The organism is Bradyrhizobium sp. Ce-3 (genome assembly GCF_022835695.1).
Classification (GTDB): domain Bacteria; phylum Pseudomonadota; class Alphaproteobacteria; order Rhizobiales; family Xanthobacteraceae; genus Bradyrhizobium.
Map to the genome: position 1 here is coordinate 346,641 of NZ_BQUV01000006.1, position 20,682 is coordinate 367,322.

Below are 20,682 nucleotides of genomic sequence, written 5' to 3' on the forward strand. Positions count from 1 at the left end.
AATCGTAAACGCGCGCGTTCTGCGGCGTTTACGATCGATTCATCGACAACGAGTCCTTGCTGGACCCCTCTCAGCCGCGAGTGAACTTCGTCGTCCGCGACCACTCTTCCAACGGGTCGAGCAAAAGCTCACCCCGCCACGCCAGGCGCAATGCCACGGAGAACGCGTCCACATCGGCCGGCAGCATCCGCTGAAGGTCGCTGGTGCTGCTCTCACGTGGCAAGCGCAACACAGCCAATCGCCCGAGCTTTTCCCAATGCGACGGAAAGTGCGGACCAGCGCAGGATCGCATCGTCTCCGCGTTGATGAGACCCGGTTGAACACGGATCTCGTTCTCCGTTGCGAGCTCGAAGCCGAAGCCACGAGCTTGGCAGTGGGCGCTGACCGCCTCCCACTTCGCCTTGATCCAGGCCCGCTCGAACTCCTGCCGCCGCTCATCATCCGGGTACTCCGGATAGAGTTCGCCAAGCGGCTTGATCTCGACCAGATCCGGGGACGGATCTTGAAGTCCTCTGCGGCCCTTCCGAATCCGGACGAAATCCGGGATCCAGTGCCACAAGCGACCGTCGAAGCGGTACGGCAGGCCGCCGCTCTTTCCGGTGCCTATTCTCGGCTGGGACACGATCGATCTCAGGTCGAGATCGAAAGCGTCCGTGAGGAGCAGCCAGTCCCTCTCGAGCTCTGACTCGAAAGGGACGGACCGGTACCTGTCTCGAGCGATATTCACGGACCCGATCGACGGACCAAAATACCTCCTGAGATCCCTGATCGACTCGAAGGTCATGCGGCTGGCTCCAGGAAGGTGCCGGTCGCGTCCGTCCGGGTGAGCCAATCCCTTTCGAGTGAGGACTCGTAGGGGATCGACAGTTCGGCGTCCGGCACGAGCCGCCTCGCGCGGCGGAGCCAGCTTCGGTCACGGCGTCTTAAGCGATCAGCCGCCCGCCGGGTTTGCCTGCGCAGTCGCTCGGATTCGACTTCGACGAAGATCGACGCGAGGCGATAGGAGCCGCCAAGCAACGGCGCCAGGTCCGAAAGGCTGAGGCTCGGTGGACCACCGTCAGGACCTCCCGCCAGCAGTGCGCTGCCGAGAATCCAGCCGGTTTCCTGCTCTGTGCACGTGATGCGATAGGAGGTCGCACCCCCAGACAGAGGTTCGATGAAAACGTCGAGGTGGAGGGCCAGGCCTCCGTGGCGAAGAAACGCCTCGTGACGAGGCGCGGATTCGGAATCGCACATCGGGTTTCTCCGATTGCGACGGAGACCTCACCCAGGACTTCTTCGGACGAGCCGACGTCGAGGTCGGGATTCGTTCACCATGTCCGGGGCAAAGCTCCGCCGTTCCCGCACGCGGTCGGCGCGCGGGTTGTTTCCTGGTCGGAGAGGGGCTAAGAGCTTGAGCTGTTACTGCGGCGCTCGTTGACCCTCTCTGGGTGAATCTTCGGTTGCCGTCTTCGACGCTCCCGTCGGCAGGGACCAGGTGCGGCTAACACGCTGGTCTCCCGCCGACGTCAGGGGCGCTTTGCTTTTTCAAGCGCAGTTGACGTCTTCCGAAACCGTCGCCTTTCAGCGACGGATTTTCATTTTGCTAGTGTTTGGCAATGCTCTCCGGAGGCAGCTGCACTCGCGCGCAGCGACCTTTCCTCAGTTTTCGGTCTTGGGTGGATCCCGCCGGATTTTCTCGACGGGGACTTTCCCTCCGGCGCTTTCGGCGCCCCGTCGAAGCGCGGACTTAGGAATCCGCTACGCGACTGACGCGAAACCGCCTTTGGGAACGGGGGAAATCATCGGCTACAGCTCCTCTCCGGTCTCGGCGGACCGGTCGTCGGATTAACCGCAATTTCGAGGAGATGACCTCTCCGCCGGCGCTGGGGCCGACGGTCCTTAAAGAACCTTCGGCCGGTCAGACTACCGGACGGATCAGACGCATCGCCCCGAGGCGCGCTCTAAGGATGTGGGTCTTGGTGCTCATGCCCCACTGCGTAGATGAAAACTTTGAAGGTTTCCTACCCGTGATCGCTAAACTTCGATGCATCATTCACGATCTTGTCCGCAACCTCTGCCACAGGCGCCGAAACTGATCGCTCGCGAATGCGTTCGCAGCTGGTGTCGCGTCGACGATCTGACAAATCTCCTCTCGCGAAAGCCGGCGGCGCTCGCGGAGCCGGTCAGCGACTGCGACGATCGCGTCGCGGTGACGTCGTACGATCTCCTGGGTGCGACTTTGCAGGATCTGCAAGTGTCGCTCGACCTTGAATCTGAGGTCGGGATCATCGCGTACGGCCTTCAGCGCGTCCCCATGCGAAGTCGTGTAGGCTAGAGTGTCCCCAAGGCCAGCGGAAGCGTGCACCATCGCAATAAGCTGAGTTGCCTGCGCGAGATCTGAGTCATCGTCCAAACCGCACCCTACGGTCGCATTGCCAATTAGAACTTGCTCGGCGGTTCGACCGGCTAGTATGACGACCGCGCGCTTTTCAATGGAATTGGCTGTCACCAGGTCGTTAGCCTCCCAGGTCGACATCGTTCGGCCGGCCGATCCGCCGCTCTTGCCGATAATGCAGCCCTTGAGCACTCCCGAAGGGACGACGAGCGAGGCCACCGCATGGGCAGCTTCGTGAATGCAGATCCGGTTGAGCGCCGCTGGCGCGATATCCTCTACCGGCGCGACCGCCTGCACGAGATCATCCAGCAATAGCGCGCGGTTGGCGTAACGGGCAATGCGGCGCGCGTTGCGCACGGCCATCATGATCTCGGCGCCGGTTGATCCGTCCATCAGATGGGCGATGTCGGTGAGGTCCGCCTGCGCCAGCTCCCCATCCAGATGGTAGCTTAGTATGTTGAGCGCGCCTACGTGATCGGGGCGTCTGATTTCGATCGCTCGCTCCAGTCGGCCAGGCCGCAACAAGGCGGCGTCGACACCACTGATGTTATTGGTAGCGCCGACCACAACGATTCCGGATCGCTTGCCGGCGACCGCATTGTCTAGGCTAAGCAGGAAATCAGTCACTACAGGCGTCCACCAGTCGGCCCCGCGAGGTGACATGGTGGCGCGGTTCGGCAGCGCATCGAGTTCGTCGAGGAACAGGATGCAAGGCGCCATCGTCGCGGCGCGTTCGAATATTGCGCGAGACGCTTTTACCACGGAATCCAGATACCCTGGCGAACCGGCGAACAGATCGGCAATCGAAGATGTGACCAGCGGTACGCCGCATGCTTTTGCAAGGATTCGTGCGAAAAGGGATTTGCCGAGCCCAGGCTCTGAATATAGGACGGCGCCGCGGTCGACACCTTGCCAGTCGAGACGACCCGCACGGTAGTCTGCGATATCTCTCGCCAGCGCCAAACCCCATGTCCTTGCTGCGCCATACTCGGCTGCGTCCTCTAACTTTGGCAGTCGTTCCGTCGTGTTGGCACCCCTCAGCGCCATCGCAGCATTCCGAAGGCGCTCAATGATCTGAGCCGGCGAGGATTCTGCACGAAATGCCGCAACAAGATCGTGAAAATCGAGCCCGCCGCTGACCACTTCTTCGATCTCGCTTGGGGTCCTTCGCCCGGTGAACATTCGCATCGCGCGTCCGATAGTCGCACCGGTCGGTGCGTTGATACGGATTGTCAAGTCCGCCGCCGTCGTCAGGGCCGCAGGCAAAGCATCGCGCTGCACAGCGAATCCGACGACCGGTTGACCGCTCGCGAGATCGGCTGCGACCTCGGCGTTTCGATCGGACCTCTGCTGAGGCGTTTTAAGGCTCTCCGCGGAGACCATCAGCCATCGCCCACCGAATCGTGAGGTGAATAGGTTCTGGACAGGTTGTATCCAGCTGGGTCCCGGTACCAGCACGATCACTGCGAGCGCGAAGTTTCCCTTTAGCTGACGTCGAGTTGCGCCACTGGTTGCTGCATCAAACGCCGCCGCTACGATCGTGCATCGAGCCGATGGACGGTCTTTCCTCGTAACCGCGGCGCTTGGCGCCGATTCACCGCCGCTTGGGGCGGGCAGAACGCTCAGCTTCTGCGGAGTGGGTCCTTCGGCGCCTATCGTCAACACATCCCGGATACGCCCGAGGTCAAAACGCGGCATGACGAGGCCATCGTCAGCGACGTGCGCTCTTCTTGCGGAAGGTTGCTTCTTCGCGTGCGCCGTAATTCGATTACGCTGCGCTGTAGCGACATTCTTGCGCGTCATCAATGGCTCCTGACGAGGTTGACCTTGGCCAAACGGCTTGAAGACAGAAAAGAGAGAGGCGACTGTTCAGGACGGAGTGCACGATCACTGCAGATGGCGGGTCTGGTCGTGGGTGACCGCAACCATCGCGCCTGAGAGAATGCACGTACTCAGATTCGGGTCTCAGGAACTACGATCCCATTGTCGGGTTCGAACCGTTTCGGCGCGATCGTTCCTCCGCGAGAGCACCTCGCCGAAGTGACGTCGAGCAGCGACCTGACCGAATTCGAGTTCTGGTTGAACGATGCAATAGTCGTCGATGCGCGATCGGAGTTCGACCGCGGCCGTGGATCGGGCCGAGGTTGATTGAATGTGTGTCGAAGCGCCGAACCTCACGCCAAGACCACAGCGGCGGTCGCGGTGGAAACCAACGGTTTGGGCAGCTCCGTGCTGTCGATACTGTCGAATATGAACTGGCTCTCGAAATCGAGCGCAAGAGAAGGCACGTTACGTTGGCCGGCTGCACACTGTTGGCGATGTGCGTCACTCCGACCTCCCTCAGATTTCGATGACGAGGTTCGGGTCGAACCGCCGATTGTCCCAGTCGCGCTGCTTCGGCAACCAAGGGCCGTAACCCTTCGCGTTGCTGACGATGCGCGTGTGCCCAATAATGACGTCCTCGGATTCGTGCGTGTGGCCGTAGATCCAGAGGTCCGCAGGCCGCAGCGCGTTCTTGCCGTCTGCGATCGGGGCCGGCCACATCAGCGAGGTCAGGTCGCTACGGTAAGCCGCGTCCAGGACCTCGTCGTCAGTGGGCTTGGCGCCCGGACGGAGCGGGGCCACAAGGCGGCCCCAACTCGGCATCGGAGCATGATGCGTAACAATGACCAGCTTGCCGTTCCCCTGTGATTTGCGTGACTCGGTCTCCAAGAAGGCGCGTGACTTCCTGTGCCGTAACAGTGCATGCGGTGGCCGAAAGCGCTCGACGTAGCGACCCACGCGAATTTTCTTGAAATCATTCATGCGATCCGCAGCTACGGTCATGGCGCGGTGTTCGTCGCCAAATAGCGCATAGTCAGTCCAGAGGGTCGCGCCCGCGAAGGTGACATCGCCGAGTCTGATCCAGCGATCCTGCAACACGAAGACCTTTGTACCTGCGGCGGCTTCGACTGCCTTCTCGACAGTTCTGTCGATATCGGTGCCGTAGAACTCATGGTTCCCTGGGACGTAGACGACGGGCTTGTCGGGCACGCGCTCGAGCAGCCAGCGGACGCCGCGTTCCATGCGCGGAATCAAGTCACCGGCAACAACGAGGACGTCGAAGTTTGGTTGCGCGTCGCCTGAGGGCAGATCCCAGCCACGGGTCAATTCGACGTGCAGGTCCGAGAGAATCCACAGCCGCATTTGGTCAACTCCCCGTCCTGTTTTGTCATCCGTTCAGTCGATGTCGACGAAGCTGTCAGTCGCCCTGTCGTACCGTTGACAAGCGACTGTGCATCGACCGTCGACTACACTTTGGACGATATGGACGTTCTGAAATCTCGCCTCAGTTGGGACAAGACGGCCCGTCTGATGCATCGGACAACGAGTCGCTAGAATACGTGCTGCACGAGTGAGTCGACCTTCTTGACCGCACTGTTCGCAAGTCGTAGCTGATCTGGCTTCAGCCAGAGCAACAGCACCCTCCACCATCCATTTTGAGTGCTCTGACAATCTGCCGCGCCAGTAGATGCGCAAGGCGCCGCGCTTCGCCTTGATCTGTTCAAGCTCGATACTCTCCTGCGGACCGAGAGAAGCGCTTATCCGCGCACAGGCTTTGGTGAGTATCTCCTGCCATCCCGGACCACACTGCGGATAAGCTTGCGCGAGGACAGGCGCCCTGGCTGGAGCCCGAAACAGGTCACGGTGGGCGTTGATCAATTGGATACGCCAGTTCGGTCCGGAAACGGCCATTCGATCGACTCCTTGCATCGTTCGAACGAAGAGGTATCGCGCTGATCGTCTCGCCGTCAGAGATGACGTGCTGAGGTCGACCGTCCTGACCGGAGCTAGACAAATTACCAGGTCAGCACGTCGTGAAATCTCGCATGAAGCCAGCGAAGCCGAAGGCCGTAGCAGACCGGATCGATTTTCGCCCGACGACGTAGTACTGAAAGCATCACGACTTTTGCGGCGGGATCTTCTTCGAGGGCACAACAGAGAACCGCCGAGATCACTGCGTCCGTCACAGGATTTCTCATCCCATGACATTTCAGCGTCTTGATTGCGATACCGATAGCAGCGGCCGCATCTCCACCGACCGCTCGAAACCAGTCCGCGTCGTTGACGATGTCGGTGCGAAGGAGTGCCATGCGGATCGCTCGTACGTCCTTCGAGCTGAAGTCGTACGGGGATCGAATTCGCCACCAGTGAGTCGGCGGAGCCGCCAAGTGGTGAACCCAAGAAAGGTGGGTATTTGGGTCCAGTTGCTGTTTGCCGTGAGCAACGCCTTCATGGGTCGCGCGCATGTGTTCCCCCAAACGTATGGTGGTTGCCATTGAACGATACCGAGCTCTGAGGATGAGACCCGAGCGCTGTTGGCTCGGTGTCGATGTTGCTTTTGTTATCGACTTCGCCAAGGATTCATTTGACGGCCTTCCGTTTCTTGGCAGACGCGGGCAATACCGCACCTCTCCCAGGCCAAGGACCTGGAAAGGGTTGTCACTGTAGGATTCGATTGTTGGTGTGGCGTTGTCCCACCAAGGCGCCATGTTTAACCGCTCGTTAATATAACAAATCGTCGCTCGGATTGATATGGTCGAGGACAAAAAGTCCAGAGTTATGGTTAACGCGCGCGAGCCGGATATTTCGCCTGCGCAGGTGAGAGCCGCGCGTGCCTGGCTAGGTTGGAACCAAGATTATCTCGCAAAGAGGGCCGGCGTATCTAAGACGACCTTGAATCGGTTTGAACAGGGCAAGTCCGTGCCGTACTCAGAGACGTCGGAGATCCTCCGCAAGACGCTGGAGGCGGCGGGCATACGATTTCAGTTCAGGAAGATGGTCGCGGTTGGCATCGAGAGGGTGCCTGACGCAGAGATCGGCTTGCTATAACGCAAACCTCTTGGTGAAGGCTCTGGTGTCCGTACGTTGTCTTGGCTAGACAACGAGTTCTAAGCGCATCTGGTGCGCCATAGACCATTAGCGTGCCGGGATTACCGGTGCGTTCGGATCGTGCGGTCCAGGCACGTGACCCGCTGGGACCACCGCCGCCGCTCCGAGGACATGCTTCTCCTGATCGTCGAAGAAAATGTGGGCGCCAAGGGCCTTCAAGATTGGTGCCTTTGGCTGGGGACCGACGAAGTGTACTTCGTCAGCCGGCGTTCCCCACGCCCGGAGTGTGCGAATGACGCGCTCATGGGCAGGAGCGTTTCGAGCAGTTACAAGCGCTATTCGGACTTTGCTGACGCCTCCCTCGTCCAGAAAGACCCGACGTAAAGCAGACAACTTGTGAAGAAAGTTGCCGAACGGGCCGCGCGCCATAGGATTGCTCGCGTTCGCGGTCTCATGTGCCAAGAAAGCTTCAAGGCCTTGTTCCTTATAGATGATATCGGACTCAGGACCGAACACGACCGCGTCGCCGTCAAATGCGACCCGAACTTCGTCGGCGGGTGTCTCGGGTCGATCTTTGGGCGCGTTACCCAGTCGTGCGGCCGCTGCGCCCCCTGCAACGGCTTCCTTTACGTCGGCATCCATGTTCGAGAGAAAGAGGTCAATCCCCCATGCATGCACGAAGGGTGAAAGAGAACGCCCACTCGTGAAACTTCCAGTCTTCACGTCAAGGCCGTAGTGATCAATTGACTTGAATGCTCGTAGCGAGAGATCGGGTGAGTTCTGCGACAAAAGGATCACCTCGACGTATGGGATATTTCCGGACACGTTCAACGCAAGAAGTCGCTCCACCACATCGAAACCGGCTCCTCTACCAAGGATTACGCCTTCGCGATCTAGTTGCATCGCGGCATAAGCCCTCACGCCCTGCTTCTCAAAAACACGATGCTCTTCCTCCAAGTCGAACAGCGCACGCGTTGATATGCCAATCCGAAGCGGATTAGCTCTGAGGGAAGCCGCGGGGTCAGTATTTGGAGCAGGATTACTTGACTCGATTGAGGTGCCAACAACGACCATCTATCCGTCTCGATTCACTTACGTTTGCGTTGCCAGGTCTAGCCTCTTGTTTTCCCTTTGTAGCGACGACGGCTTTTGCCAGTGCTCGCGCGACATATCCGCCCGGATCTCGGCGAACCAGCCATTCCTGCGATTTGGATTTTGACCCGGCAGAAGGCCGCGACGAAATACCCATAAAGTTCAATATCTTTTCCCTTGTGGTTGAGCAGTGGGAAAGGTTCAATCCGGTGGCAGTTCTGGGGGACCATGGCGCAAGCACTGGCGACGGCTAATCAGGGAGATCTGCCGCATGACGTGCGACTGGTCGCGACGGTTGCCCGCCTGCTCGATCTCCACAACAGCAGGCGAGATCGCGGTTCTCGCTCGACCAACGTGGCACAGCAGCCCCAGGTTAGCGCTGCCGCAGGCTACTACTTATGGCTTGGTCTGCAGACCATCGAACTCCTGCACCGCCGTGCAAAGCAAGGCAGTAGCGGGCCAGTCCCGGTCTCCAGGCTCCACGAAGAACTTTCGGAGAAGATCGGCGGCATAGAGCGCTCAGACCTGGAGTATTGTCTGAGCTTTCTGTCGTTAGAGCGCGAAATCCGATACCTCGATCCCGGTTCTCTGCCGGCAGAAGAAAGTCGCGTTACGCAGAACCCGACGCAGCTGCTGAGGTTTGACAAGCGATTCGGACAAGTTCGTCTCAGCGACGCTGGACGGCTGTTTATGCGTATCAGCGCGCTGCACCAGGATTGGCTCTATGAAGACAAGGACGTCGAGCGGATACCTGCTTCGATCGAGCGAGGCGTCTTCGAGGACATCCCCCGCATCTGTGACGAGGTTATCGGTAACCTCCGTGCCTTGAATGAGCGTCTCACCGAGATTGAGGAAAGTCCTACGTTCGAAAGTTTGCGGGCTGAATTTCAGGAGCGCGGCCAACAATATCGCGAGATGTTGAACATGGCTGGCACAGCCCTCTCACGAGCTCTGACCGCGCTGGCATCGCCCACCACAAGGGAGCGCTTTGAGCGATGGCGCTCGTTCCGGGGTATCGAGGGCCTGGAGATCGCGGACGCTCTTAGCCATGTTGAGGGAGTCCACCACTCGCTGCATAGTCTCGAGCGGCATTTCATCGAATTCATCAAGAACATCCAAAGTCGTCGTCGCGCGCCACTAGGCGTCGTCCGCTTCCACGAGGTGTGCCGGCGGCTGGTCTATTCGGCGCCATCGCATGACGCGCTCTTGAATCTTTTCGCCGACTTGGGGCCATGGCGCGCCCGGAGCGTCTGGTTTCATCCGAAGGACTTCGTCGGACGGGCGGACCTTGGCGCAGTTCGGCCAAGCGCTGAGGCAGTCGTATTTGAAGAGCAGACTGAAGAAATCGCGCAGGAAAGATTTCAGTCGTTTCTCGAGCGAAATCGATCATGGATATTGGCTCGCCTTCGCCAAGGTCCGGTAGCGTTGAGTGATTTTGTGAAGGATGCTGGTCTTACTTTTTTAGAGGGTGAAACCCCGGCAAGCTTTTTCGGAGTCTTCAGCCTGCCCGATGAACTTGCGGACGAAGAGGTCAGTATTTCGGTCGGGTTGTCTGGCGCACGTATGGACGTGACCGTTGGTCCTCTTCGGCTACGCGGCGACGATCCCGTTATTTGGATCGACGGAGGAAGTGCATGACGCCAGCGGATATGGGGCGCGCCTTTTCCTTCCTGTTTGCCTATCGAACTTGCTCGACCCACCCCGAGGGAAGAAGAAGGCGCGACGGCGAAGCTCAGGTAGCTGAAATCCTGACAAGCGAGATCTCCGGCTATCAAGATTTCGAAGCGTTCTTGAACGCGCAAGGCTTCACCATGCGCTCCTACGAGCAAGGAGCCATCGGCGTCGCGGCGCGCGGCCAAGTCTTCGTTATGGCAAGGCGCTGCACGGATGAACAAGCGCCCTACATCGATTCGGGGTGGATATTCGAGCGAATGAGGGACCGCCGGAGTACCGAGCCCCTCGAACACGTGGTCGTCTGGGCTGCACAGCTCTGGGCCATGATGCAGTGGTTCTTCTACACGCGTCTTGATCGTGGCATCGATGCCGTCGGGCGCTTCAAGGAAGCGTTTGTCAACGTTTCCCAACTAGCGCGCGAGGTTCAGGAACAGATCGAACTGATGCGCACGCGAGGCGCGCCGTCGGACGTGCGCGGGCGGGCTGTCTGGGAAATTCTCATCGACAGCACAGGAAGCTCGATCGAGACAAGGGCGCGGCGTTTTCTCGTCGCAATGGAGGAAGCGGCGCTACTAGATCGGATCGAAGGGGAAGGCGAACTACAATATCGGCAGACGCTGAACGCAGCGGTCGAGATGTCCCTGAATTTCGAACGCCAGGCGTTCTATCTCATGGCCGCAGATGAAACTGACAGGCAGCCAGCGGAAGATGCAGTGGTTAGCATAATCGAGGGTACCCAAACCTTCGCCGAAGATCGATCTTCCGGAACTGCAAGCTTCCCGGACGAAGAGATGGACGAGGATCCCGATGAAGAATCCGACAAGCGCCGACATCTGAACGGGGGCGCCGATGTCGGTCATTAACCGGATCGAGATCGCCAATTGGCTCGACCTTACGCGAACAAGAGAGTGGAACCCGGACTACCGCCACGTCGTGTTGGATTTCCGCGGTCAATCGACGGCCGTCCAGGCTCACAACGGCACTGGAAAAACGCGGATGACCCGGGCGATTCTGGCTCTGCTGGGCCGTGACCGCGAGTTCACCAGCGACGCTCGCGCAAAAATGGCGCCCCGCTCGGCACCGTGCGGGTCCCACATACGCATGGAGGTGCTGCATCCGTTAGAGTCGGGGCATGCCGGCGTTTCTCGTACCGGAGATGAGCCGGTTGGCGGTGAACGATACGTGCTTGGAATCTACGGCTACAGCGGCGACGGTCAAAAGGTCGTCTTCTATAAATACGACGGCAAGCTCGAGGATTGTCCCGTGGCGGTCCGGGACGGTCACCGGGTGACATTGATCGCGGACGATGTGTTCCGCCGTGGCTTGAGAGCCGCGAAGGGAGCTCTCATAGACCCCACCGAAGACGAATGGCTTATCGAGATCGGCAAACATTTCGACCGCGGAAACATTCGGCAGATCATCGAATACCAGAAGAAGGGCGCGGGCGACGGTACCTCCAGCTTCTTGAAAGTGAAGTCCAAGCACGGTGAACGGTACGACGAAGCGTTCTTCTATAGCGTGTTGGCGCCAGAGCTCCTGGTTGGCACGATGGGAAACGAGGCCGTGGAGGGAGAGAGGCGCTTCGAGGACACGATCCTGATTTCCGCTCGCAAGATCGGCATGGCCCTCGCGGAGTCCAGGCGTCGGCAAAATGAGCTATCGGAGACCAAGCGAGCTCTCGACGCCATCGAGCGCGTAAAGGTGGCGGCGAGCGACGTGACGGCGGCGCGTCGGACGTACGAAGTCAGATGCCGAACCCTGGCTGGCGAAGCCACCTTTCTTCGGACGCTCGTAATCGAGCGGCCTGTTCCCGGGGTCCCCAAGTGCTCGTTGCCCGGCGACGAGAAGACGAGGGAAGTCGCGGCGTATCTGAAGATCCAGGAGAATATCTGGCGCCTTCCGGACGCGGCGATCGGTGCGATGACGGGAGAAGAGCCGGCAAGGGTGAACGAGCGGGCGAGCCGCACGGGCCAACGTGGAGTTGCGCTTGTTCGGGCGCAAGCAATCGAAATCCCTTCGCGGGCCCCTTCGTCGAGTGGTCCGACCACGCTTTACGGCGACGATGCCGCCGTTGCCTTGATTGCGACTGCGTCCGGCTTTGCTCCGGGCTGGTCGAAGGACTCAGCCCTGAGGGCGCTGGGGGCAGCGTTCGAATGGGCCGAGACCGAAGCTGATACGAACTTCTCCCGAAAGCAGGTCGTCGCTTTCGATCGCCAAAGAGCCGAAGCGGGGCGCAAGTACGCCCAGGCTGAGGGGCAGCGGAAGGAGGTAGAAAAGGAGCTCGAGGGCTTGCATTCGCGCCAGCGCAGCATGGATGCGGCTCGCCACGCATATGACGAGATGGCACGGAGCGGTCTCTTCTCGGATAACGACCTTGCGGCTCCCGCGAAGACGGGAGCTCTGGCTGAGGAGCATTTTCAGCTCGCGGAAAAGCGGTTCGAAGAGCACCAGCAACGCTTCGCGGCTGATGCCGCGCTATATGGACGATGGAACGCTTTTTTGTCGGAGAACGGCCGCGATGCAAATCCTGGGTCTCTCGCGGACGAAATCGAAGCCGCCAAGCGTACGGCGACCGATGGGCTGGAACAGGCGCGACGCAACCAGAAGGACGCAGAACGCAAACTCAATGCTATCACCAGGGACCTGCAAACCGAGACACGGCGTCAGCAACAGTCTGAGGATGCCCTGAACCGCATCACGACGGAGCGTCGATTGGCTCAAAAGTTTGCTGCATTGTTTCCAGGCGAGGCGGTTCCTGGACTTCTCGAACGGGTCAAGCGTGAACTGCGGGAAGCAAGCGATCAGAAGGCGCGCCTTGAGGCACGGATCGCTGCAGCAGAGGGGCCATTGCAGCAACTTGCTGCGTTTCGAGCGGCATTCCCGGGCGAGATCGCGGTTGAGGTCTCTACCAGACGGGCAAGACGTCGAGACGAAATGGTGGGGATCTGTACCGAACTCGAAAAGAGCTACGGCGACGTGCAGCGGCGGCGATCAGAGCTCGAACGCGCCCAAATCGCCGCCGGCCAGGTCGAGGACCGTATCCTGCGCACCGCAGGGAAAGGAGTGCAACCGTTGCACGCTTCGGTTTCGAGTTTCGACTTGTCTCCGGATCGTCTGAGGTTGGCCCTCACGCACTTCTCCGGCCTTCTGTTCGCCCCGGTCCTTGAGACGGTGGAGGAAGCTGATCTTGTCGCCAACGTACTTTTTTCGGAGGGAATCCCCGCTCCCGTGCTAGTGCGTTCCGAACTCGAAGCGTTTTGTCGCGATGGAAACATCCAAGAATCGGATGGAAGCGCGTACAGTTATATCTTAGGTGCGCGAACGCGACCGGTTGATTGCCTTCTTGATCCCGGCCTCGTGGAGCGCGAGAAACGTGAGCTTGAGGAGCGAGCTGCCAAACTCAAGGCGGAGCTTGCGGCGGCGCTGCAGGAAAAGGCCGCTCTCGCTCCAGGCCACTCCGATACAAGGCTCGTGGAGTCTGCTCGCAAGTCGGAGGAGGACCGTCTCGAAGAGACTGCGGCGCTGGCCGAGAAGGAGTTGGCCGACATCGAGGTCAGACTGCCCCGCCTCGAGGAACGGGCAAGCGAAGACTCCGTAGCAGCGATCCGCGGGGCGGAGCGGTACACCAGCCTCGGCGGCGAGGCTCGATATAATACCCTGCTGGCCGAACAGCAGGACATTTCTCGACGGTTGACGGAACTGGGGAGCCAAGCGACCGAGGCCGGCGTGGCCCTCGAAAATGCCGAATTATCCGTTTCAAATGCGGAGGCTCTGTTCTCGAGGATGGCGGAGCGGGCGTCGCAAGTGCCGGGCTTGCGGGACCTCTCTAGGTTTGTTCGCGATGGGGGGCCGAGTTTCATGCAGACCGCGCCCGGCGTCGGCGCTGAACTGCGGAAGGTTCGCGAACGGGCGAGAACACGCACGAAATTCCAGTTCGAACTTGCTCAACAGCGCGTGGAGTTGGCCGCAGGGGTCGAAGCGAATCTTGATGCCGAAATCCGCAAGAAGAGCGACGAACGGCGCGATCTTGGCGAGGCCATGGAGACGCATAGGAGGAGCGAGTGGGATGCTCAAAACGGCTTGGACGAATGGCGTCCGAGGTCGGCTACGCTCGACGAAGTCGCTCGCCGCTTGACGGCCCAATACCGCATCGCCCAGGAAGTGCTCGCTGATCTCGAAGTTTCCGTGGACGCCGCCGATACTGTATCCGACGAGCTCGGTCGAGCGATCCGTTCTTCCAGGCGACTCGATGAGGCGGATAAGGACGATCCACATGCGATCGTCGAACTTGCCGGCGAATTACGCACCGACGTCGAGGCCCTCGATCTTAGGACCCGGAGCAAAGCGATCAAGGAAGCGAAGTCGGACTTGGAGCGCTTTCGAAAGCTGCTGCACGCTGAAATCCGCAAAGTTCTCGACGACCAGGGTCTGCGGCTCAGCTCAAACGAGAAGGAGCGGCTCGACCAGGCTCGCAACGAGCCCAAACATGCGGAACAAATGTTCCGACACTTCGAAAAGCAATGGCAGGACAATAACAAACTGTCGCAGGAAGCCCACGAAACGTTGGAGGAACGGCGGCGCGAGCTCGCGACGACGCTTAAGAACATGACCATACGACTGCAAAGCAATTTCGAGGCGATGCGCAAGGCGATGAATTGGAACGCTGAAGCGGAGAGCGGGGCGCTGGACGAGGCGGGCATTCAGATCCGGGCAGTTATTCATAGCGAATCGCAGACGGAAGCCTTGCTGAACGAGATCGTCGAGATGATCGAAAGCGACGAAGATCATCGCCAAAAGGAAATCGAGGCTGGGCGCTCGGACGTCATCCCGAGCCAGGAAAGATACGACGAGACGCTGAAGGAGAAGATCCGGCTGCGATTCTATCGCGGCATGTTCTCGGAGCCGGAAGTCAGGATCCGCCATCCCGAGTTGCGGGCCGGCGAATCCTATCGGCTGGATGATGAGATCAGTACGGGACAACAGAACGCGATCATGCTCATGCTCTTGCTCAAACTCGCGGACTTCGCGATCGAGCGGGACATCAGGCTGCAAGTGAAGGATGCTCGTGGGCGCCGCCTCGCTCGGGCTCTGGCGCAGAAAGTCGTCATCATCGACGGCCTTTTCTCGAACCTTTCGAACCGCGAGTTGATCAAGGAATCATTGCGCGCGATGTCCAAGGTGCGCGGCAACTTCCAACTGATCGGGTTGATTCATCATCCTCAGTACCAAAATGATGCGGAGATTTTCCCGAACCATATAGTTCTTGCACGAATGAAGCGCGGCCGAAGCGGCTCGTACGTCTACCTCGAGGACGGAAAATCCGTCGATGCAAGCGAACTGGGGCGTCACGAAGGAGAGATCGAACCGGTCTCGCTCCATATCGATCGCGTTCATGAGAGAAAGGGTGCAAACGGCGCGGTGAAAGCCGACGATGAAACGATCGATCACGCCACGCTCGGGCAATGAACATGACCGAAGATGCCGACGCGAATAGGATCCGAAGAGAGCTCCAGCGGCTTGCCGGAGATCGCGGTTGGGTGAATGGTTCGCGGCTGGTGCAGCGCCTGGCCGACAATCTGGGGATTGCACACCTTGAGATCCGACATCGGCTCTTTGCCCTCTCGCAGGCAGGGGTCATCGATAACATAGCGCCGACCGGCGACGGATTGGGCCGCGTCACCATCCAACAGTTTTTGCCTGCCCGACCGATGATCATTCCGCTGCATGAGCGTGAATGGCGCCATTTGCTCGCATCGCGGACCATCGATCCCGGGGTGGAGGCGGCGTTGCGAGAGGTCGGTCCGGCTCTGTCTGGGCTCTCGCGCTCCGACATGGAGCATCTTCTGGATGGCTTTTTCCGGCTTGTTGCGGATAGAGACACGTTCGCTGGGCGTGATCCTTATGAAATCAGCGCCAAATATTTGCTTGGCTCGTCCAAGATCTTGGGAAAGTGGGGGAAGGCTCTCTCCGCCGCTGGATTGTCGGATGCATCGCTAGGAAGCCGCCCCCGATATGTGTTGGGAGCCGGCCCGACACGAAGCAAGTTCACTCTCCTCGTTGAAAATCCTGAATGCTTCGAGCGATTGGTCGGACTCGGCATCGCAGAGCGCATCACCGTGATCGCCACCTATGGGTATGGTATAGCCTGGTCTGGCGCGGGAACCGAAGGCAGGTTGGACCGGATCAAGATCGCACGCATTGCCGGCACACCGCCGTTCACCTTGGCGGAGGCCGTCGCCGTCGATACCTGCTGCTTTTGGGGTGATCTAGATCTGGCCGGACTGGACATATTCATCAAGCTTCGTGCAGTTGTGCCGCATCTAAACTTGAGCGCGCTCTACGGTCCCATGCTGGTAGCCGCAGCGGATCCCGCGACAAGCCATCCGTACTGTGGATTGGTAGACAAGACGGGGCAGATCGAGCCGCTCGGCACGGATATCGTCATCTCCCGCCTTGCCGATGCGTGTCGTCTCCGGGCCGTCGACCAAGAATACGTAGCCGACCCCGATCTCGTAGCGCTGGCTGACCGGATTTTAGAATATCCGCGCGGCGAAGCCGAGGTGGCCAAGTAGTGAAGGGATAGTCTGAGTCGAACTCGAGGTAGCCGTTCAGATTGGACGCCCAATAGCTCAAGCACCGGCTTCCGCTGAAGCTCGAATGCGGCGATCAGGGACCTCTCATCCGATCAGCGAGTAGCGCAAGCGCGCTATCTCCGCATGAAACGCTGAAATGTGTCTTCGAGCGGCTCTTCTTCGGCCCACGATTTTGGTTCAGCATCACCGAGATGGAGCAGAGTGTAGGCGGTGTCGTACTTCTCGCTCCTGAAGGAATGTTCTTTGGTGGGCTGATTGAACCACACACCTGCCGGATGATCGATGCCGGTTCGGGCCTCCGGCGTAAACAGCTCCTGTCCGACCGCGGATCCACCGGGAAGCTCGACTGGGCCGCGGCTGGTTCGGATAAAGACTCCGCTCTTAAGCGCAATCTCGCTGGACCAAGCCCATTTGATGAAGCCGTCGACCGAAGTCACAAGAACGGCTCGCCGCTCCGTGTACCTCAGCCACCTCAGGGCTGCTGCGACCAACGACACTTCGTAGCGGTCAGCGCACGCGCCAATGGCGTCGAAATCAGGCTTGTCCTTGGGAGCGATCTGTTTGCGGAAGTCGTCCAACGGCATCAGAAGCCACGACGCGAATTCGTTCGCCTCGCGCTCTACCTCGAGCTTTGTCCGGCCATCGACGGCGGCCTCACTCGAGTGAATGCCATTAGGAAACTTTTTGCGGTGAAGAAGGAAGTGACCGAACTCGTGCGCGATCGTGAACCGGCGCCTGCCGCTCGATTGTCCTCTGCCGAAGGCGATACCCCACCTGGTCCGAGAGTCGGCGGGAACGAGGGACCCAGCGAAGCCGTCGAGATCTTCTTCTTCGACCTTGGTAATTGGATCGGCAGGAAACATGGCTCGCGAAGTTTCCATGGCGAGGCGGCCGACATCGAAGCGATACCGATTGGGAGGGTTGGCAAGGTTCAACATCTGATTGAAGTGGATTGCCCACCTCTGAGGTCCCCAACCCTCGAAATTCATGTCACTCGTCCAACGCCTTCGCGAGGCGCCGAAGCCGAGCCCTGGCCTCGGACGACATCGATTGATATTCGCGGAAGAATGCCCTGTCCTCAGCCGACTCCAAATTTTCGGCCGGGTCGCCCCCAAAAAGATAGTCGACCGTCACGTTGTAGGCGCGAGCCAGGCCGGCAAGCTTGTCGGCGGACGGGCGGGGTAGATCGCGGTTCTCGAGCTCCCAAAGATAGGATTTGCTCAGGCCAGCCTGCTCCGCGGCTTGATCAAGCGTCAATTTCTCTTTTTTTCTCAGTGCTTTAATCCGATCGCGGATTGTCTCTGCCACGCGCCGCTTCCCCTGTGCGTTTTGTTCGGAGTAGCACCATAACCCGTCCTTGACTTGCGGCAAAGGCCTTCGATATGTTCGGAATCGACATACTTAATGTGGCGCGAAAGCGAATCGGCGCCTTTTAGTCTTCACGTTCCCACTGATGGAACCGGAATATGGGTCTTCCCGCCGTCGTCGAAAAGAAGTTGAGCCTCTTCCTTGAGCAGTTCTGCCCCGACCCGGCAGTGATCCGGAGCGCGCTGGAACGTACCAGCCTGCGTACCGAACTTGACTTCCTGCCGGGCGAGCCGATCTGCAAACGGGGCGATCGTGTTCAGGGGTGCTGGCTCGTCATCGACGGCCAGGTCGAGGTTCGCGCCGATGATCAGATAGTTGCCTTCCGCGGACCCGGCGAACTGTTCGGCGAGCAAGGGCTCGTTCACGTCCTGTCGGGCAAGGACGGGACCCGGACCGCCGACGTCAAGGCGATCGGTCCGGTCAAACTGCTGTGCATCGACGCTTCGTTCCAGGAGCGCCTGAACGACCACGAGAAGGTCGTCTGGACGCTGACGTTGGCAAGCGTCATCAATCACAAGCTCGAGCAGGCGACGGACATGCGCTCCGAATTGCGAAGCCTGGTCGCTCAGCACGAACTGCTTCTTCGCCGATTCTCTGACGGCGACGCCCTCGGTCTCGTCAAGATGGCGACCCGTGGCGAGCGGCCTGCGATCCAGAACCGCCGCGCAATCATCCTCTTCAGCGACATTGCTAGGTTCAGCGTCTGGTCGGCGTCCAAGTCTCCGAGCGAGGTTGCGGCCCATCTCCGCGACATTGCCGCCATTCAGATTAACGCGGTATGCGACAGCGGCGGCCAGATCGACAAGCTGATGGGCGACGGCGCGATGGCCTACTGGTTCGTGGACTCCGGCGACCGCGAGAAGTGCGAGCCCGCCGCGGTCCTCGCATGCGTGCTGAAGGTCTCGTCGGACTGCAGGGCCTATTTCGAGAAGCACGGCCTGCCGCTCGGCCTGCGAATCGGATTGCACGCCGGCGAGGTTTCCTTCGGCGATTTCGGTGCCGAGGGCAGGATCGCTGTCACGTTGCTCGGCGCAGCCGTCAACACCGCCGCGAGATACGAACAGGCGAAGTCCCCAGACCTCGGCGAAATCAGGATCAGCCCAACCCTCCGCGACCTGATGGTCCGATCCGGCGCAAACCCCGACACCTTCCGGGGCCCGACGAAGGTGGAAGTGAAGCACGGCGTCGAGATCGACGTCTATTCCATCTGAGGAGGACACAATGCCTTGGAATGCAGACCGCGCCAAATCCAGAATCCGCGAGCACCTCAAGACTGTGCCTGAAGTTGACCGCCAGGTGGCGCTCGACAGCTCCGTGCTGGCCAAGCGTGGCCTGCTGAGCCGCATGCCGACGAGCGAGGCCTTCGTGGTTGAGGGCGCCCACCTCTACGGACAGCTCCTCGACTTCGAGGATCTGGTCGCGGATCAAGGTCGGGAGACCGAAAAGGCGCACCGGCGCCTGCTCCGCTTCCTCAACATGCACTATCGGGTTTGGGACGCCATAGTCGATGGCGACGACGGCGATCGCGTCGACTACCACGGCGCCCGGCTTCATGCCGTGATCGCCTCGCCCGTTGGCGATCCCGCAGCCCAGATCGAACGGGCCGTGGCGCTCGCACGCAAGCTTACGGAAGCGGCGCGCAAGGTCGGCGAGGCTCACGGGTTTCCTTCGCGTATCCGCTTCGGCATCGATCACGGCAAGTGCCTCGCTATGACGACCGGACGTGGTGCGCATGAGAAGGACACTTTGTTCCTCGGTCGGCCCGCCAACCATGCGGCGAAGCTCGTCTCCTCCGGGATCGAACAGGGCATTTTCCTCACCGATACAGCGCAGAAGCGTGTGGCTGCTCAGGCCATCCGCAAGCACGCCGGCACCATGACGCTGGACGAGGCATACGTTCTGAATGCCGCGAGAAAGTACACCTTTGACAGCCTCGATCGCACTGCTAACGAGATCGCCATCGACTCTGCGGAACCGACGTTCCGCTTCAAGCGCCCGACGCTGCCGTTGTCCACTGTCAAGTTCAGTGAACTCTCGCCAGCGAACTCGATCCGCATGGGTATGGCTTCGATCTTCGCGGATATCGACGGGTTCACCAACTTTGTCGACCAGTCGATCCTGGGTGGATCGGTAAAGATTCGCGAAGCAGTCAAGATCGTCCATGTCATCCGGGAGGAACTCAACTCCGTCCTGAAGGAGGATTTCGGCGGCAAACGCGTGCGCTTCATCGGCGACTGCATCCATGGTTGCTTGGCCGAAGGCGAACGAGCCGACGATGCAGCCAAGAGCGTACGCGAGGCGGTGCTCTGCGCCTCCGCGATGAGGTCCTCGTTCGACCTCTGCCTGGAGACCGTGCGTTCGGACGCGGCGATCGACCTGGCCGTCGGCATTGAGTACGGCACGACGCCGATGACGCGGTTAGGACAGCGTGGCGACGACAGCGTTCGCTGCGCCGCCAGCCGGGCGACAATTGAGGCCGAGCGGACGCAGCAGGCCATCGAACGCGGCGGCGTCCGGCTGGGAGCGTCCGCCGCTGCGATCGCCGATCCGGCCGTCCGCAAGCACTTCTCCGCCGGCCGCCTGATGTCCTTCGACGCCGCCTCGGATCTGCTCTGGACGGCGCAGGCACCCGCGGTGCAGATCCTGCGCAACGAACCGGCGGCGCGTTCCCACGCGGCAGCGCGAAAACCGCCTCGGGGTTGACGG

Annotated in this window: 15 protein-coding genes; 7 read left to right on the forward strand and 8 right to left on the reverse strand. The window is 60.1% G+C overall.

Features of this window, described 5'->3' with window-relative positions; translation table 11 throughout:
• Positions 1-70 precede the first annotated feature (70 nt).
• From BRSPCE3_RS22425 to BRSPCE3_RS22445, 5 genes are all read right to left on the reverse strand, one after another.
• Positions 71-784: a TnsA endonuclease N-terminal domain-containing protein gene (locus tag BRSPCE3_RS22425; protein ID WP_244068305.1), complete on the reverse strand. Its 714-nt coding sequence runs from the start codon at positions 782-784 to the stop codon at positions 71-73.
• Positions 781-1,236, reverse strand: coding sequence for a hypothetical protein (locus BRSPCE3_RS22430; RefSeq protein WP_244068307.1), 456 nt, complete (start codon positions 1,234-1,236; stop codon positions 781-783). Before BRSPCE3_RS22430 ends, BRSPCE3_RS22425 begins: the two co-directional genes overlap by 4 nt.
• A gap of 799 nt (positions 1,237-2,035) precedes the next feature.
• Positions 2,036-4,180, reverse strand: a complete 2,145-nt coding sequence (locus BRSPCE3_RS22435; RefSeq protein ID WP_244068309.1) for an AAA family ATPase — start codon at positions 4,178-4,180, stop codon at positions 2,036-2,038.
• Between the two features lie 537 nt (positions 4,181-4,717).
• The gene (locus BRSPCE3_RS22440) at positions 4,718-5,563 is read right to left on the reverse strand and encodes a metallophosphoesterase (protein ID WP_244068311.1); all 846 of its coding nucleotides are present in this window, start codon (positions 5,561-5,563) and stop codon (positions 4,718-4,720) included.
• A gap of 653 nt (positions 5,564-6,216) precedes the next feature.
• Positions 6,217-6,510, reverse strand: a complete 294-nt coding sequence (locus BRSPCE3_RS22445) for a hypothetical protein (RefSeq protein ID WP_244068313.1) — start codon at positions 6,508-6,510, stop codon at positions 6,217-6,219.
• A 442-nt stretch (positions 6,511-6,952) separates the two neighbouring features.
• Between BRSPCE3_RS22445 and BRSPCE3_RS22450 the strand changes: the two genes are divergently transcribed.
• Positions 6,953-7,249: a helix-turn-helix transcriptional regulator gene (locus tag BRSPCE3_RS22450; RefSeq protein ID WP_244068315.1), complete on the forward strand. Its 297-nt coding sequence runs from the start codon at positions 6,953-6,955 to the stop codon at positions 7,247-7,249.
• Between the two features lie 87 nt (positions 7,250-7,336).
• Here the strand turns inward: BRSPCE3_RS22450 and BRSPCE3_RS22455 are convergent, their stop codons facing one another.
• Positions 7,337-8,323, reverse strand: a complete 987-nt coding sequence (locus tag BRSPCE3_RS22455; RefSeq protein WP_244068319.1) for a 5'-nucleotidase — start codon at positions 8,321-8,323, stop codon at positions 7,337-7,339.
• Between the two features lie 246 nt (positions 8,324-8,569).
• Between BRSPCE3_RS22455 and BRSPCE3_RS22460 the strand changes: the two genes are divergently transcribed.
• Genes BRSPCE3_RS22460 through BRSPCE3_RS22475 form a run of 4 tightly spaced genes read left to right on the forward strand, consistent with a single transcriptional unit; the run spans position 8,570 to position 16,587 of the window.
• Positions 8,570-9,979 (forward strand): hypothetical protein, encoded by a 1,410-nt coding sequence (locus BRSPCE3_RS22460; RefSeq protein WP_244068321.1) that lies wholly within the window; start codon positions 8,570-8,572, stop codon positions 9,977-9,979.
• Positions 9,976-10,878, forward strand: a complete 903-nt coding sequence (locus BRSPCE3_RS22465; protein ID WP_244068323.1) for a hypothetical protein — start codon at positions 9,976-9,978, stop codon at positions 10,876-10,878. Before BRSPCE3_RS22460 ends, BRSPCE3_RS22465 begins: the two co-directional genes overlap by 4 nt.
• Entirely contained in the window at positions 10,865-15,481 is a 4,617-nt protein-coding gene (locus tag BRSPCE3_RS22470; protein ID WP_244068325.1) for a hypothetical protein, read from the forward strand. Before BRSPCE3_RS22465 ends, BRSPCE3_RS22470 begins: the two co-directional genes overlap by 14 nt.
• Positions 15,482-15,483: 2 nt before the next feature.
• Complete coding sequence (locus tag BRSPCE3_RS22475; RefSeq protein ID WP_244068327.1) at positions 15,484-16,587, forward strand: Wadjet anti-phage system protein JetD domain-containing protein; 1,104 nt, start codon at positions 15,484-15,486, stop codon at positions 16,585-16,587.
• A 134-nt stretch (positions 16,588-16,721) separates the two neighbouring features.
• Here the strand turns inward: BRSPCE3_RS22475 and BRSPCE3_RS22480 are convergent, their stop codons facing one another.
• A complete protein-coding gene (locus BRSPCE3_RS22480) occupies positions 16,722-17,597 on the reverse strand; it encodes an ImmA/IrrE family metallo-endopeptidase (RefSeq protein ID WP_244068329.1) in 876 nt (291 codons plus the stop codon).
• A 1-nt stretch (position 17,598) separates the two neighbouring features.
• Positions 17,599-17,916, reverse strand: coding sequence for a helix-turn-helix domain-containing protein (locus BRSPCE3_RS22485; protein ID WP_244068330.1), 318 nt, complete (start codon positions 17,914-17,916; stop codon positions 17,599-17,601).
• A gap of 158 nt (positions 17,917-18,074) precedes the next feature.
• On the opposite strand from BRSPCE3_RS22485, the gene BRSPCE3_RS22490 reads away from it, so the two are divergent.
• Both BRSPCE3_RS22490 and BRSPCE3_RS22495 read left to right on the forward strand, forming a co-directional pair.
• Complete coding sequence (locus BRSPCE3_RS22490) at positions 18,075-19,187, forward strand: cyclic nucleotide-binding domain-containing protein (RefSeq protein WP_244068332.1); 1,113 nt, start codon at positions 18,075-18,077, stop codon at positions 19,185-19,187.
• A 10-nt stretch (positions 19,188-19,197) separates the two neighbouring features.
• Positions 19,198-20,679: an adenylate/guanylate cyclase domain-containing protein gene (locus BRSPCE3_RS22495; protein WP_244068334.1), complete on the forward strand. Its 1,482-nt coding sequence runs from the start codon at positions 19,198-19,200 to the stop codon at positions 20,677-20,679.
• The last annotated feature ends 3 nt before the right edge of the window (positions 20,680-20,682 follow it).

What these genes read in the sequence shown, in the direction of transcription:
- BRSPCE3_RS22425 (WP_244068305.1), bottom strand. Translation starts at nt 784, where the DNA reads ATGACCTTCGAGTCGATCAGGGATCTCAGGAGGTATTTTGGTCCGTCG.
- BRSPCE3_RS22430 (WP_244068307.1), bottom strand. Translation starts at nt 1,236, where the DNA reads ATGTGCGATTCCGAATCCGCGCCTCGTCACGAGGCGTTTCTTCGCCAC.
- BRSPCE3_RS22435 (WP_244068309.1), bottom strand. Translation starts at nt 4,180, where the DNA reads ATGACGCGCAAGAATGTCGCTACAGCGCAGCGTAATCGAATTACGGCG.
- BRSPCE3_RS22440 (WP_244068311.1), bottom strand. Translation starts at nt 5,563, where the DNA reads ATGCGGCTGTGGATTCTCTCGGACCTGCACGTCGAATTGACCCGTGGC.
- BRSPCE3_RS22445 (WP_244068313.1), bottom strand. Translation starts at nt 6,510, where the DNA reads ATGGCACTCCTTCGCACCGACATCGTCAACGACGCGGACTGGTTTCGA.
- BRSPCE3_RS22450 (WP_244068315.1), top strand. Translation starts at nt 6,953, where the DNA reads ATGGTCGAGGACAAAAAGTCCAGAGTTATGGTTAACGCGCGCGAGCCG.
- BRSPCE3_RS22455 (WP_244068319.1), bottom strand. Translation starts at nt 8,323, where the DNA reads ATGGTCGTTGTTGGCACCTCAATCGAGTCAAGTAATCCTGCTCCAAAT.
- BRSPCE3_RS22460 (WP_244068321.1), top strand. Translation starts at nt 8,570, where the DNA reads ATGGCGCAAGCACTGGCGACGGCTAATCAGGGAGATCTGCCGCATGAC.
- BRSPCE3_RS22465 (WP_244068323.1), top strand. Translation starts at nt 9,976, where the DNA reads ATGACGCCAGCGGATATGGGGCGCGCCTTTTCCTTCCTGTTTGCCTAT.
- BRSPCE3_RS22470 (WP_244068325.1), top strand. Translation starts at nt 10,865, where the DNA reads ATGTCGGTCATTAACCGGATCGAGATCGCCAATTGGCTCGACCTTACG.
- BRSPCE3_RS22475 (WP_244068327.1), top strand. Translation starts at nt 15,484, where the DNA reads ATGACCGAAGATGCCGACGCGAATAGGATCCGAAGAGAGCTCCAGCGG.
- BRSPCE3_RS22480 (WP_244068329.1), bottom strand. Translation starts at nt 17,597, where the DNA reads ATGAATTTCGAGGGTTGGGGACCTCAGAGGTGGGCAATCCACTTCAAT.
- BRSPCE3_RS22490 (WP_244068332.1), top strand. Translation starts at nt 18,075, where the DNA reads ATGGGTCTTCCCGCCGTCGTCGAAAAGAAGTTGAGCCTCTTCCTTGAG.
- BRSPCE3_RS22495 (WP_244068334.1), top strand. Translation starts at nt 19,198, where the DNA reads ATGCCTTGGAATGCAGACCGCGCCAAATCCAGAATCCGCGAGCACCTC.